The sequence below is a fragment of the Gordonia shandongensis DSM 45094 genome (assembly GCF_000423025.1).
GTDB classification, from domain to species: Bacteria; Actinomycetota; Actinomycetes; order Mycobacteriales; family Mycobacteriaceae; genus Gordonia; species Gordonia shandongensis.
Map to the genome: position 1 here is coordinate 1 of NZ_AUHE01000003.1, position 13,481 is coordinate 13,481.

At 68.0% G+C, this 13,481-nt stretch carries 12 protein-coding genes and 1 tRNA gene; 10 read left to right on the top strand and 3 right to left on the bottom strand.

Annotated features, from left to right (window positions below):
• On the top strand, positions 1 to 312 hold a 312-nt coding region (locus tag G528_RS0105195), incomplete at its 5' end, for an IS30 family transposase (protein WP_026918058.1).
• Positions 309 to 1,295: a DUF418 domain-containing protein gene (locus G528_RS16440; protein ID WP_245569677.1), complete on the top strand. Its 987-nt coding sequence runs from the start codon at positions 309 to 311 to the stop codon at positions 1,293 to 1,295. The genes G528_RS0105195 and G528_RS16440, both read left to right, overlap by 4 nt.
• 37 nt (positions 1,296 to 1,332) lie before the next feature.
• Here the strand turns inward: G528_RS16440 and G528_RS18150 are convergent, their stop codons facing one another.
• Positions 1,333 to 1,548 (bottom strand): TetR-like C-terminal domain-containing protein, encoded by a 216-nt coding sequence (locus tag G528_RS18150; RefSeq protein ID WP_281170336.1) that lies wholly within the window; start codon positions 1,546 to 1,548, stop codon positions 1,333 to 1,335.
• Between the two features lie 249 nt (positions 1,549 to 1,797).
• Here G528_RS18150 and G528_RS0105210 point away from each other — a divergent pair, with 249 nt between their 5' ends.
• Complete coding sequence (locus G528_RS0105210) at positions 1,798 to 2,763, top strand: ScoMcrA-related endonuclease (protein WP_026918059.1); 966 nt, start codon at positions 1,798 to 1,800, stop codon at positions 2,761 to 2,763.
• Positions 2,764 to 2,791: 28 nt separating this feature from the next.
• Here G528_RS0105210 and G528_RS16445 read toward each other — a convergent pair whose 3' ends face one another.
• Positions 2,792 to 3,040 (bottom strand): hypothetical protein, encoded by a 249-nt coding sequence (locus G528_RS16445; RefSeq protein WP_051198333.1) that lies wholly within the window; start codon positions 3,038 to 3,040, stop codon positions 2,792 to 2,794.
• Positions 3,041 to 3,225: 185 nt separating this feature from the next.
• Positions 3,226 to 3,308 (bottom strand) — tRNA-Leu (locus tag G528_RS0105220).
• Between the two features lie 257 nt (positions 3,309 to 3,565).
• Between G528_RS0105220 and G528_RS0105225 the strand changes: the two genes are divergently transcribed.
• From G528_RS0105225 to pknB, 7 genes are all read left to right on the top strand, one after another.
• Positions 3,566 to 5,242 (top strand): FhaA domain-containing protein, encoded by a 1,677-nt coding sequence (locus G528_RS0105225; protein WP_026918060.1) that lies wholly within the window; start codon positions 3,566 to 3,568, stop codon positions 5,240 to 5,242.
• A 117-nt stretch (positions 5,243 to 5,359) separates the two neighbouring features.
• Positions 5,360 to 5,824, top strand: a complete 465-nt coding sequence (locus G528_RS0105230) for an FHA domain-containing protein FhaB/FipA (protein WP_026918061.1) — start codon at positions 5,360 to 5,362, stop codon at positions 5,822 to 5,824.
• Positions 5,821 to 7,290: a PP2C family protein-serine/threonine phosphatase gene (locus G528_RS16450; protein WP_051198335.1), complete on the top strand. Its 1,470-nt coding sequence runs from the start codon at positions 5,821 to 5,823 to the stop codon at positions 7,288 to 7,290. The genes G528_RS0105230 and G528_RS16450 overlap by 4 nt, the downstream gene beginning before the upstream one ends.
• A complete protein-coding gene (locus G528_RS0105240) occupies positions 7,287 to 8,684 on the top strand; it encodes an FtsW/RodA/SpoVE family cell cycle protein (RefSeq protein ID WP_026918062.1) in 1,398 nt (465 codons plus the stop codon). Before G528_RS16450 ends, G528_RS0105240 begins: the two co-directional genes overlap by 4 nt.
• Positions 8,681 to 10,180: a peptidoglycan D,D-transpeptidase FtsI family protein gene (locus G528_RS0105245; protein WP_026918063.1), complete on the top strand. Its 1,500-nt coding sequence runs from the start codon at positions 8,681 to 8,683 to the stop codon at positions 10,178 to 10,180. The genes G528_RS0105240 and G528_RS0105245 overlap by 4 nt, the downstream gene beginning before the upstream one ends.
• Positions 10,177 to 11,508, top strand: coding sequence for a serine/threonine-protein kinase (locus tag G528_RS0105250; protein WP_026918064.1), 1,332 nt, complete (start codon positions 10,177 to 10,179; stop codon positions 11,506 to 11,508). Before G528_RS0105245 ends, G528_RS0105250 begins: the two co-directional genes overlap by 4 nt.
• 6 nt (positions 11,509 to 11,514) lie before the next feature.
• Positions 11,515 to 13,446: a Stk1 family PASTA domain-containing Ser/Thr kinase gene (gene pknB / locus G528_RS0105255; RefSeq protein WP_026918065.1), complete on the top strand. Its 1,932-nt coding sequence runs from the start codon at positions 11,515 to 11,517 to the stop codon at positions 13,444 to 13,446.
• Positions 13,447 to 13,481: the final 35 nt, after the last annotated feature.

A 13,481-nucleotide genomic window follows, 5' to 3' on the forward strand; every position in this document is an offset into this window, starting at 1 on the left:
AAACTACCGTCCTCGTTGGCCAGAACGATCACCTGGGACCAGGGCGCGGAGATGTCGCAGCACGCGGCGTTCACCACTGCCACGGGTATCCCGATCTACTTCTGCGATCCCCACTCGCCCTGGCAGCGCGGGAGCAACGAGAACACCAACGGCCTGTTGCGTCAGTACCTGCCCAAGGGCACTGACCTGAGCGCCGTCACCCGCGAGGAGTTGGACGCGATCCAGGACAGCCTCAACAGCCGACCGCGCAAGACTCTGGGCTATCTGACACCATCAGAGAAGCTCGCAGAGCTTCTTGCGCCCACCGCTTGAATCCGCCGTTCCTGTTCGGCTACAGCTTCACCCTGCAGATGGCGTCGGCGCAGCGCGCCGGCACCGACATCCGGCCGCGAATGCTGCGTCGCATCGTCGGACTGTTCGCGATCGGCGCACTGCACACGGTGTTCCTCTACGGCGGCGACATCCTCATGACCTACGCGGTCGTCTGCCTCGCTCTGCTCCTGATGCGTGACGTCAGTGATCGCACCGCTCTTCGTGTGGCCGCGGGCGTTTACGGCACGGTCGTCGTGAGCCTCGTCGTCAGCGGACTCCTTCTCGACAGGTCCGCGTTTCTGCCGTCGGAGGCGGAGGCTCAGGCGAACGGCGCCGCCGCAACCGCATCGCTGCTCGGCGGATGGAGCGATGTGATCGGCCACCACGTCGACGGACTCGGGCTCCTCGTCGTCCAATCGGTCAGCCTGCAGGGGCCGACGGCCTTCGCCCTGTTCCTGCTGGGAATGGTGGCCGGGCGGCGACGCCTGCTCAGTGGGATCCGCGGTGACGAGCGGGTCCTCCGGCGGATCCAACTCGTCTGCTTCCCGATCGGGTTGGCGGGTGCCGTGGCGTATGCGAGCACGGGCGGCAATGGCAATACGCTGGCGGTCGCCGTGAGCGCGGCGACGGCACCCCTGCTGACCGCCGCCTATGTCGCCACTCTCCTGCGGCTGATACATCGTTCTCGACCATCTGCCCTGCGGTCATGGTTCGCCCCGGCCGGCCGGATGGCGTTGACCAACTACCTCGCCCAGTCCGTCGTCGGCCTGCTGCTCTTCAGCGGGATCGGACTCGGCTGGGCCGGACGCTTCTCCCCGTTGGTGACGATCGCGGTGGCGGTCGGCGTCTTCGTCGTGCAGCTCGGCGTCAGCGCCCGATGGCTCCGGCGCCACCGTTACGGGCCTGCCGAGTGGCTGCTCCGCTGGATCACCAACGGGGTGCGCCCGCCGGCCGGTCGGCTCGCCGATCCGACACGGCGGTGAGGCGGAACGCCGACGGCGCTCGACCGGACGGGCCGGATCACGTGAACGCGCGGATGGTCCGTCGAGCGATGTGGGCGATGAGGTCGGCGTCCACGGGGTCGTCGGTGAACAGAACGCGGAAGTAGATCGAGCTGGCCGCCATCTCCAACACCATTCGCGGATCGGTGTCCGCGGCGACCTCGCCGCGCTCGACGATCACGCCGCCCGCTCGAGAGCAAGAACAACGAGAAGGTCCACAGATCGTGGCACGCAAGCGGATGGACGGTCAGAATCCCTGCTCAATGGAAGTCCGTGCTTCGGATGCGGCTCGCATCTCTCCACGAGACCACTGGGGGAGGAATTGAGAAGATCGCCTTCGACTGGATGTACCCGCCCGTGACCGAGATCAAGCGGCTCGCCACTCATGTCGCCCGACAAGCGACAGCAGATGGCCGTGGTCCCGACTGATACGTGAGACCCGTTCGCGAGCAGTTTGTCGGTAATCTCTGCTAGAAATCCCCCCATGAAGCTCGAGTTCACCCGCGACGCCGTGCTCTCTGCCATCGCCGAGTGCGACGACCTTGGGCGCAAGCAGTTCCTCGCCGACAACGGGTTCGAGGCGGCGCGGGAGTATTTCCTGATCCACCATGGTCAGGCGTACGACTCGAAGGCTGTCGCGGGCGTCGCTCACCGCCTGGTCACAGGGCAGCGTGTCAGGTCTGCCGATTTCCAGGGCGGTGCCGCTGTCGCGGATGAACTGCGCGCGCTCGGGTTCACCATCACGGGAGATGCCGACTGGACGTGGGATGAACTACTGCTCGCCTGCGACGTAATCGCTACGAACGAGTGGCGGACCGTCCGCGAGGACAGCGATGAGGTGCGCAACCTGTCGGCTTACCTGCGGGAGGAACAACCGCTGCCCGCTCACTCCCCTGAGTTCCGCAGCCCTTCCAGTGTGCACCGCAAGCTCGAAGACCTTCGATCTGCCCATCCCGACTACACAGGCGCAACCACACGGGGCGGACGCGCTACGAAGGCGATGGCAGCGGCGTTCGCCGCCGATTACGAAACCATGCACCGCCTCGCCAGCGAGGTGCTCAAGCTGGGCACCGAAAGCGACGAGGACACCTCTGTCCCTGGCGAAGCGAGCGCAGCCGAGATCGTGACCGCCGCCGAGGGCAGGGTGGTGCGCCGCTTGACCACGATGCGGGAGCGCGACCGTGGCCTCCGCGACGCCAAGCTCGCGCAGTTCCGTGCCGCTCACCAGGGGCGCGTGTTTTGCGAGGTGTGCAGCTTCGACTTCGGCAAGGCCTACGGCGCGCATGGCAAGGGATACGCGGAGGTGCACCACCGCGTGCCCCTCCACGTCACCGACGAGGTAGTCAACGACCTCCACGACCTGATCGTGCTGTGCGCAAACTGCCACCGCATGATCCACCGCCGTACGCCATGGCTCACGCCCGAGGAACTAGCGGCATTGCTCCACTGAACCGCCTTGGTCCGGCCCGAGGTTTTGATTAGTCAACCTCGGGTGTCGAGGGGACGTTTAGACGGCGGCGCTCCTCGTGCTCGAGTCGAGCGGTGTAGCCGATCGACCAGTGGCGGCGCTCGGTGTTGTACCAGTGAACCCCGGCCGCGGCTTCACGTTCCACCTCGGCACTGCCGGTCCACGACCGTGACCGTTTGACGTCGATCAGTTCAGTTTTATGGCTCGTCGGATTTCCTAGTGCGTTGATCCGGTCGGCGAGCTGAGCGGAGTGCAGCACGGACAGCAAGAGGCCCTGGTCGAGGCTGCGAAAGCCCTGAGCGATACAGCGCAGATGTTCCAGCCACCGATCCGGAAGCTGGCACCGCCCGCGCAACGACTGTTCGACACAATGCAAAGCAAGAGGTCAGGCCGCAATTCTGCAACCTGACCTCTCAGCGCGATCCATCCTGAACCGCAAAACTGTGGGCGAAGGGGGACTTGAACCCCCACGTCCCGAAGGACACTGGCACCTGAAGCCAGCGCGTCTGCCATTCCGCCACTCGCCCGTGGCCGTCGATTGAACGACTGGCGTCCGTGTGGACTTGAAAAAGATAGCATGCTCGCGCGGCCAAACGAAAAGCCATGTCGGCGCATCCGTATGACCTGCGGCGACGCGGGAAATCGGCCATCGACGACCCCTGTTACCAGTGTGACGAGCGGTACAGGAGTCATTCACAGGTCTTCCCCGCGCACCTATGAGCGGTAACATGCCAGTTCGAGGTATGCACGCCGACACGCCCTACACTGGAAGGCTTGAATCTCCGTGAGCATCTTTGACCGGATCGAGCGCAAGCTCGAGTCCGCCGTCGACGGCGGCTTCGCCCGCGTCTTCGGCGGCAAGGTCGCTCCGCAGGAGATCGAGCACGCCCTCCAGCGGGAGGCGGAGATCTCCGGCGAGGACCTCGGCGACGGTGCGACCCTGGTGGCCAACAGCTACATCGTGACCCTCAGCGGATCGGATCTGGCCGAACTCTCAAAGGAGTACGAACTCAACCGGAAGATCTTCTCCCGGCACTTGGAGGACTTCATTCGGGACAATGGGTGGCAGACTTACGGGTCTGTCGTCGTAGAGTTCGACCCAGAACCGTCGCTCCACACCGGGCAGTTCCGCACCAAGGGTGTCGTCGACCCCGACGCCCACCGCAGACCGCTGTCCCCGCCCGGAGTGCCGGCACCGCAGCAACAGACACACCGACCCGACAGTCCCGACCGAGGAGCCTCAGCCATGACCAATCCCCCCGGAAACGATCAGGGCGGACAGAACTACGGCCAGCCCCACCAGGGCGGTCAGTACCCCCAGGGCGACTACAACCAGGGATACGGCCAGCCCGGATACGAACAGGGCTACGCCGACCAGTACGGACAGCAGCAGAGCTACGACCCCAACTACGGTCAGCCGCAGCAGCCCGCCTACGACCAGCCCGGCTACGACCAGGGATACGGTCAGCAGGGTTACGGCCAGCAGCAGGGCGGCTACGCCGACCCGAACTACGGGCAGCCGCAGCAGCCGGGTTACGACCAGCCCGGCTACGACCAGGGCTACGGCCAGCCCCAGGGCTACGACCAGGGCGGCTACGACCCCGGCTACGGCCAGCAGCAGCCCGCCTACGACCCCGGATACGGCCAGCCCCAACAGCCCGCCCACGACCAGGGATACGGCCAGCCCCAGCAGCCGGCGTACGACCAGGGATACGGTCAGCCCCAGGGTTACGACCAGGGCGGCTACGACCCCGGCTACGGCCAGCAGCAGCCCGCCTACGACCCCGGATACGGCCAGCCCCAACAGCCCGCCCACGACCAGGGATACGGCCAGCCCCAGCAGCCGGCGTACGACCAGGGATACGGTCAGCCCCAGGGTTACGACCAGGGCGGCTACGACCCCGGCTACGGCCAGCAGCAGCCCGCCTACGACCCCGGATACGGCCAGCCCCAACAGCCCGCCCACGACCAGGGATACGGCCAGCCCCAGCAGCCGGCGTACGACCAGGGATACGGTCAGCCCCAGGGTTACGACCAGGGCGGCTACGACCCCGGCTACGGCCAGCAGCAGCCCGCCTACGACCCCGGATACGGCCAGCCCCAACAGCCCGCCTACGACCAGGGGTACGGCCAGCCGCAGCAGGCCTACGCGCCCGCCGGCGGCGGCTACGCGCCGTCGACCATCACGCTGATCCTCGAAGACGGCAGCAACCGCACGTTCACGCTCCGCCAGGGGTCGAACGTGCTCGGCCGCGGACAGGACGCCCAGTTCCGTCTCCCCGACACCGGCGTCTCCCGTCGCCACGTGGAGGTCCGCTGGGACGGCCAGACCGCGATGCTCACCGATCTGAACTCCACCAACGGCACCACGGTGAACGATCTTCAGGTCAGCAGCTGGGAACTCGCGGACGGCGACCGCATCCGCCTCGGCCATTCGGACATCACCGTCCGCTTCCAGTAGTCCGGCCCGCATAGGATGCAGTCGGGAGACGATCGAGTCCCCCGACCGGGCAAACGCATACCGGGAACGACCGCGCTCGACCCGGCTACTCGTCTTCGAGGGAGGTGATGGGAGTAGATGCAGGGCATTCTGTTGCAGGTGATCCGATTCGGATTCCTGATACTGCTGTGGCTTTTCGTGTACGCCATCATCCGTGCGCTCCGCAGTGACCTGGCTGCCGCGAGCGGTTTCCGCGTCCCGCTGACGAGCGGACGGCGCGAGAACCGGCAACGCGGGGCCCGGCCGCGGGGCGCCGCCCGGTACCTCGTGGTGACCGCCGGCGCGCTCGCCAACACCCGCATCACCCTCGGATCGCAACCGGTCCTCATCGGCCGCGCCGACGACTCGACCCTCGTCCTCACCGACGACTACGCGTCCGAACGCCACGCGAGGCTCTCGCGGCGCGGCGACGACTGGTACATCGAGGACCTCGGTTCGACGAACGGCACCTATCTCGACCGTTCCAAGGTCACCACCGCAGTCCGAGCCCCGATCGGCACCCCGATCAGGGTCGGCAAAACCGTGATTGAGCTACGCCCGTGACTCTTGTGCTGCGCTACATCGCGCGAAGTGACCGCGGACTGGTCCGCTCCAACAACGAAGACTCCGTCTACGCCGGGGCGCGCCTGCTGGCGCTCGCCGACGGCATGGGCGGTCACGCCGCGGGCGAGGTCGCCAGCCAGCTCGTGATCGGTGCGCTGCGGTCCCTCGACAACGATCAGCCCGGCGGCGACATGCTGACGGCTCTCGGCCAGGCCACCGCCGAAGGCAACGCCGCGATCGCCGCCCAGGTGGTCGCGCAGCCCGAGCTCGAGGGCATGGGCACCACGCTGACGGCGATCCTGTTCGACGGCAACCGCATCGGCCTGTGCCACGTCGGCGACTCCCGCGGCTACATGTACCGCGGCGGCGACCTCACGCAGATCACCCGCGACGACACGTTCGTCCAGACGCTCGTCGACGAGGGCCGCATCACTCCCGAGCAGGCCCACTCGCATCCGCAACGCTCGCTGATCATGCGGGCGCTCACCGGTCAGGAGGTGGAGCCCACCCTCAGCATGCGGGAGGCCCGTGCCGGCGACCGCTACCTGATCTGCAGTGACGGCCTGTCCGACGTCGTCAGCGAGGAGACCCTCGCCGACACGCTCGGATCGATCGCCGACCACCGCGACTGCGCCGACCGGCTCATCGAGCTCGCGCTGCGCAGCGGCGGCCCCGACAACGTGACCGTGATCGTCGCCGACGTGGTCGACGGCGAGATCGGCGAGTCGGTCCCCATCCTCGGCGGCGCCGCAGGCGACGACGACTCGGCCGGCTATGTCCCGAACCCGTCGACGGCGGCCGGTCGTGCCGCCGCACTGCGCCCCCCGGCGCCCGCGCCCGCCCGCCCGACGATCCACCGCGACGACGAGCCGGCGCCCACCCGCCGGTGGCGGCTCCCCATCGCGATCATCGCGGTCCTCGCTGTGATCGCCGCACTGGTCACCGCGTTCTTCGTGGTCCGTGCCAAGACGATGGCCAGCAACTTCATCACCGCCGTCGACGGCAACGTCGAGGTGTACCAGGGCAGTCCGGACACCCTGCTGTTCGTGAAGGTCCAATCGCCCAGCAAACGCGTCTGCGTCGACAACCTCGACCGGGACAAGCCCGACGCGACGCTCATCGACGTCGACAGTGACCGCGCGTGCCAGCCGATGCGACTCGACGACCTCAACCAGCTGAGCCGGCAGACGGTGCAGCAGAACAGCATCAAGAACGAGTCCGACACCGAGATCGCGGAGTCGGTGAACAACCTGCGGTTCCTGCCGATCTGTCCGCCGCCCGCTCCACCGGCGCCCCACGATCCCCAGAAGCCCCGCGGCCCCGAGAAGCGGCCCGGCGGCCCGTCCGCGCACCCCACCGAGCCGGCCCCGGACTCCCCGGGCGATGATGCGACGGCCTCGGCCACCCTGCCCGCGTCGCCCACCGATGCGCCGACCGACACGAAGCACTGCCGGGAGGTGCGATGACGTCTGCTCCGGCGTCTCACGCCCCGCCCGCGGCACCACCGAAGAACACGGCTCGGACCACCGAGCTGCTTCTTCTGCTGTTCGCCGCAGTCGTCGTGACCGGAGCACTGTTCATCGTCCAGTCGGCGCAGGGTGAGCCGCCGAGCTGGAACATCGCGAAGTACACCGCGGCGTTCATCGTCGTGTACGGCCTGGCGCACGCCGCGATCCGACGTTTCGCCCCCCACGCCGACCCCCTGCTGCTGCCGCTGGTGTCGGCGCTCAACGGGCTCGGCCTGGTGATGATCTACCGCATCGACATGGTGCCGCCGACCAGCGGTCAGGCCGACCAGCAGATGATCTGGACGCTCATCGGCGTCGCCGTCTTCGCGGGCGTGCTCATCGTGGTCCGCGATCACCGCACGCTGTCGCGGTACGCGTACACCCTCGGCATCGGCGGTCTGATCTTCCTGGTGATCCCCGCCGTCCTGCCCGCCTCCCTCTCCGAACGCGGCGGGTCGATGAACTGGATCGCCTTCGGTCCGTTCAGCGTGCAGCCCAGCGAGTTCTCGAAGATCCTCATCATCATCTTCACGGCGTCGTTCCTCGTGTCGCGCCGCGACCTGTTCACGACGGCGGGCAAGCATTTCGCCGGCATGGACTTCCCGCGCATCCGCGACCTCGGGCCGCTGCTGGGTGCGTGGGCCGTGGCGATCGCCGTCCTCGGATTCGAATCCGATCTGGGCACGTCGCTCCTGATCTTCGCGACGGCCCTGGCGATGCTCTACATCGCCACCGAGCGGGTCAGCTGGGTGGCGATCGGGTTGACCCTGTTCGTCGCCGGCGCCGTCCTGGCCTATCAGCTGTTCCCGCACTTCCAGCAACGTGTCCGGTTGTGGATCGACCCGTTCAGCCAGGAGTCGTACGATTTCAGCAACCAGCTGGCCCAAAGCCTCTTCGGACTGGCGACCGGCGGCGTCTTCGGCACCGGTTTCGGATCCGGGCACCCCACCCAGGTCGGGCTCGCGGAGAGCGATTTCATCCTCGCCTCGTTCGGTGAGGAGCTGGGTCTGGTCGGCTTGGCCGCGATCACGATCCTGTACCTGATCTTCGCGGTGCGGGGTCTGCGGATCGCCGTATCCGTCCGCGACAGCTTCGGCAAACTCCTCGCGGCCGGTCTGTCGTTCACCGTCATCATCCAGGTGTTCGTCGTGTACGGCGGCATCTCGAAGCTGATCCCGCTGACCGGTCTCACCACGCCGTTCCTCGCGTACGGCGGATCGTCGCTGCTCGCGAACTACATCCTGCTGGCGATCCTCATCCGGGTGTCGGACGCTGCGCGCCGCCCCGACGCACCGAAGCGGAAGCCGAAGGCCGTCGACTCCATGGCCACCCGGGTGGTGCCGACGCAATGAACCGTCCCATCCAGCGCGTCGCAGTCGTCGCGATCATCCTCGTGGTCGCGCTGCTCGCGAACTCCACGTACGTGCAGGTTTTCCGCGCCGACTCCCTGCGCAACGACGTCCACAACAAGCGGACGCGGCTCGAGGAGAATCAGCGGCTTCGCGGCACCATCGTCACGCGCGACGGCACCGTCGTGCTGGCCCGGTCGGTGCCCAACGATGACAAGACCTACAAGTACCGTCGCGTCTACCTCGACGGACGCGACGGCCGGATGTACGCGCCGGTCACCGGGTTCTACTCGCCGTTCATGGAGGGACGCGGTCTGGAGTACTCGGAGAACTCGGTGCTCAGCGGCAGCGACGACGCCCTGTTCACCCAACGCTTCATGGACATGTTCGCCGGCCGCGACCCGCGCGGCGGCACCGTCGTCACCACCATCGACCCCAAGGTGCAGCAGACCGCGTACAACGCGCTCACCGGCGCCGACTGCGACGGTCCGTGCCGCGGCGCGGTCGTCGCGATGGAACCGAGCACCGGCAAGATCCTCGGGATGGCGTCCACGCCGATGTACGACCCGAGCAAGCTCGCCGTCCTCGACCAGACGGCGTTCTGGAACACGTGGGACGAGTACGACCCGAAGGCGATCGCCGGCCCGCTGAAGAACAAGGCGCTCGCGACGCTGGCACCGCCCGGATCGACGTTCAAGGTCGTCACGACCGCTGCGGCGATCGCCGACGGCGTGTCGCCCGACACCCGGCTGACGTCGCAGGCGACGCTCCCGCTTCCCGGCACCTCCATCTCGAACGACAGCCGACAGACCTGCCCGGAGGCCTCGGGCGGCCAGGTCACGCTGACGCAGGCGTTCGAGTACTCGTGCAACACCGCGTTCGTGGAGCTCATCAACGAGAAGATGGGCGGCGACGGCGGCGAGAAACTCACCTCGATGGCCGAGAAGTTCGGTTTCGACGAGGAGCTCGGCATCCCCATCAACGTGAGTCCGTCGCAGGTCCACGACCCGGGCACCGATCCCGCGACCCTCGGCAAGGCCGCCATCGGCCAGGAGGTCGTGAGCCTCACGGTGCTGCAGAACGCGATGATCGCGTCGACCATCGCCAACGGCGGGGTCCGGATGAAGCCGTACCTCGTCGACAAGATCCAGACCGCCGACCTCAAGACGGTCTCGACCACGTCGCCGTCGCCGGCCGGCCATCCGCTGTCCTCGGAGCAGGCGTCGGTGATCTCCGACATGATGGTCCGCTCCGAACAGCACACGGCGGGCGCACAGGCCGGAATCGCCTCGAAGACGGGGACCGCCGATCACGCCGTCGGCGCCAGCGAAGGCACACCGTACGCCTGGTACATCGCGTTCGCGCCGGCGTCGAGTCCCGAGATCGCCGTCGCCGTGGTCGTCGAGAACAGCGCCAAGGGCGCCGGGGCGTACGGCGGCGTCGTCGCCGCCCCCATCGCACGTAAAGTCATGAATGCATACACGGGAGGTCCTCGATGAGCCTGCAGAACGGCGCCGTCATCGCCGACCGGTACCGACTGGTCCGGTTGATCGCGACCGGCGGCATGGGTCAGGTCTGGGAGGCACTGGACACCCGCCTGGGACGCCGCGTCGCCGTCAAGGTGCTCAAGGCCGAGTACTCCAACGACTCCGAGTTCCTGCGTCGGTTCCGCACCGAGGCGCAGACCACGGCCCGCCTCAACGACCCGGGCATCGCGAACGTCTTCGACTACGGCGAGACGTCCGACGGCAACGGCGGCGACCCGCTCGCCTACCTCGTGATGGAGCTCGTCGACGGCGAACCCCTCAACTCGGTGATCACCCGGATGGGGCAGCTGTCGCTCGCCCACACCCTCGACATGCTCGAGCAGACCGGCCGCGCCCTGCAGGCGGCGCACACCGCCGGGCTCGTGCACCGCGACGTGAAGCCGGGCAACATCCTCATCACACCCGCCGGTCAGGTGAAGATCACCGATTTCGGCATCGCCAAGGCCGTCGACGCCGCACCGGTCACGCAGACCGGGATGGTGATGGGGACCGCCCAGTACATCTCGCCCGAGCAGGCGATGGGCGGTGAGGCCACCGCGGCGTCGGACGTCTACTCGCTCGGTGTCGTCGGTTTCGAGGCCCTGACCGGTCGGCGACCCTTCCTCGGCGACGGCGCGATCAACGTCGCGATGAAGCACATCCAGGAGGCACCGCCGCCGCTGCCGGAGAGCGTTCCCGCTCCCGTCCGCGAACTCATCGACATCACGCTGTCGAAGGATCCCGCCCAGCGGTACGCCACCGGCGGCGAGTTCGCCGACGCCGTGGCCGCGGTCCGCGCCGGACATCGGCCCCCGGTTCCGCGCGCCGCCGGCGGCGCACCCGCCGCGGTGCCGACGTCGTCGACCCGCGCGATGACCGCGTCGAGCCGACCGGTCACCGCGCACCAACCGCCGGCCGCATCGCGCGCCCCGCTGCCACCCGAGCCCGCCGACCAGGGGTGGAGCACGGGTCAGAAGGTTCTCACCGCGATCGCCGCGCTCCTGCTGCTGGTCGCGATCGCGCTGATCGGCTACACCCTGACCGACAGTCCGAAGGACGACAAGCCGACGCCGACGCCGACGCAGAACAGCGCCCCGGAGACGCCGCAGGAACGCGAGGAGCCGACCTCGAACGAGGCTCCGACGCGGGAGACGAGCCGTGAACGGCCGACGTCGAGCGAGACCGAGGACACGCCCGAGCCGACGAGCGAGACCCCGGAGCCGACGACCGACACCCCCGAGCCTCCGACGAGTGAGACCACCGGTCGACCCGGTTTCACCTGGCCTTTTCCGGTAGGGTGATGCTCAGTGCTTGATCCTCACTATCTCTCCGACCGCTACGAGCTGGGCGAGACGCTCGGCTTCGGCGGCATGTCGGAGGTGCAGTTCGCACGGGATCTCCTCCTGCACCGCGACGTCGCCATCAAGGTGCTGCGCGCCGACCTCGCACGCGACCCGACGTTCTACCTCCGGTTCCGTCGGGAGGCCCAGAACGCGGCCAAACTGAACCACCCGACCATCGTCCAGGTCTTCGACACCGGTGAGGCGGAGACGCCCGACGGCCCCCTGCCGTTCATCGTCATGGAGTACGTCGAGGGCGACACCCTGCGCGACCTGCTGCGGTCGAGCGGGCACATCGCGCCCAAGCAGGCGATCACCTGGATGGCCGACGTCGCCGCGGCGATGGACTTCTCGCACCGCAACAACATCGTGCACCGCGACATGAAGCCCGCGAACGTCATGATCGACCGCACCGGCGCGGTCAAGGTCATGGACTTCGGCATCGCCCGCGCGATGGACGACACGTCGGCGACGATGACCCAGACGTCCGCGGTGATGGGCACCGCGCAGTATCTGTCGCCCGAACAGGCTCGCGGCATCAAGGTCGATCCGCGCAGCGACATCTACTCGATGGGCTGCGTGCTGTTCGAACTGCTCACCGGTGAGCCCCCGTTCACCGGCGACTCGCCGATCGCCGTCGCCCACCAGCACGTCCACGAGGATCCCCGGCGTCCGTCGCAGGTCCGGTCCGAGATCCCCGCCGAGCTCGACTCGGTGGTGATGATGGCGATGAGCAAGAATCCGGCCAACCGCTACCAGACGGCGGCCGAGTTCCGTTCCGACCTGGTCAAGGTGCTCGCCGGCGGCAAGCCGTCGGCGCCGATGCTCCTCACCGACGAGGAGCGGACCGAGATGATCGAGGCGCCCGGCCGGATGCCGGTCCGCAACGAGCCGCTCCCGAGCCGGCGCCGCCGCACCCGTCCCGACGACGAGGAGCAGGAGGTCGCCGCCGGCGCCGGGTTCTTCAGCCGCCGCGGTGTCCGGATCGCCACCGCCGTCGCGGCGATCGCGATCCTCCTCATCGCACTGTTGGCGTGGTCGCCGTGGAGCGGCGACGAGGAGCGGATCGCCGTCCCCAAGGTGACCGGTCTGACCGCCGATGCCGCCGAGGCGAACCTCGAGCAGTACGGGTTCTCGGTGAAACGCACGCAGGAGGCGAGCAGCACCATCGCCGAGGGACTCGCCACCCGCACGGTGCCGGGCGACGACGTGCCGACGCCCAAGGGTTCGGAGGTCACGCTCTACATCTCGTCGGGACCCCAGAAGCAGGAGATCCCCCGGGATCTGTACGGCAAGTCGGTCAAGGAGGCCACCGAGGCCCTCAAGGTCCTCGGCTTCGCTCCCGACAAGATCAAGACGTCGAAGACCGAGTCGAGCATGAAGCTCAAGGACAAGGTGGTGCGGACGTCGCCGAAGTTCTCCACGTCGGTTCCGGTGACCGACACGGTCACGCTGTACGTCGGGACGGGCCCCAAGGAGGTCAAACTCCCCGACCTGCGGGGCAAGTCGCGCGACGACGCCGCCAAGGAGTTGGAGAAGCTGGGCCTCGACATGACCGCGGTCGACGCCGACTCCGAGCTGCCCAAGGGCGAGGTCGTCAACACCTCGCCGGGGCCGGGCGCCACGGTGCCCGGCGGCAGCACGGTGCAGGTGATGGTCTCACGGGGCAACATGTTCGTCGTCCCCGACCTGCGCGGCAAGACGCTCTCGGAGGCGCAGCGGGCCCTCGAGGAGGCCGGCTGGGAGACCAATACGCTCAGCTCCACCGAACGTCCCGTCGGACTCACGAGTCGTGACGACGGCAAGGTGATCTCGCAGACGCCGCGCGCGGGTGGGAAGCTCCGCAAGGACGAGACCGTGTCGGTGGTCGTCGGTCGGGCCAGCCTGATTCCGGGCTGACCCGCCGACCCCGGACTGTTCCGGGCGGTTCTGTT

Excerpts from the sequence above, each read along its gene's own strand:
- G528_RS0105210 (WP_026918059.1), top strand. The coding sequence starts at position 1,798 with ATGAAGCTCGAGTTCACCCGCGACGCCGTGCTCTCTGCCATCGCCGAG.
- G528_RS0105230 (WP_026918061.1), top strand. The coding sequence starts at position 5,360 with ATGCAGGGCATTCTGTTGCAGGTGATCCGATTCGGATTCCTGATACTG.
- G528_RS0105240 (WP_026918062.1), top strand. The coding sequence starts at position 7,287 with ATGACGTCTGCTCCGGCGTCTCACGCCCCGCCCGCGGCACCACCGAAG.
- G528_RS0105245 (WP_026918063.1), top strand. The coding sequence starts at position 8,681 with ATGAACCGTCCCATCCAGCGCGTCGCAGTCGTCGCGATCATCCTCGTG.
- G528_RS0105250 (WP_026918064.1), top strand. The coding sequence starts at position 10,177 with ATGAGCCTGCAGAACGGCGCCGTCATCGCCGACCGGTACCGACTGGTC.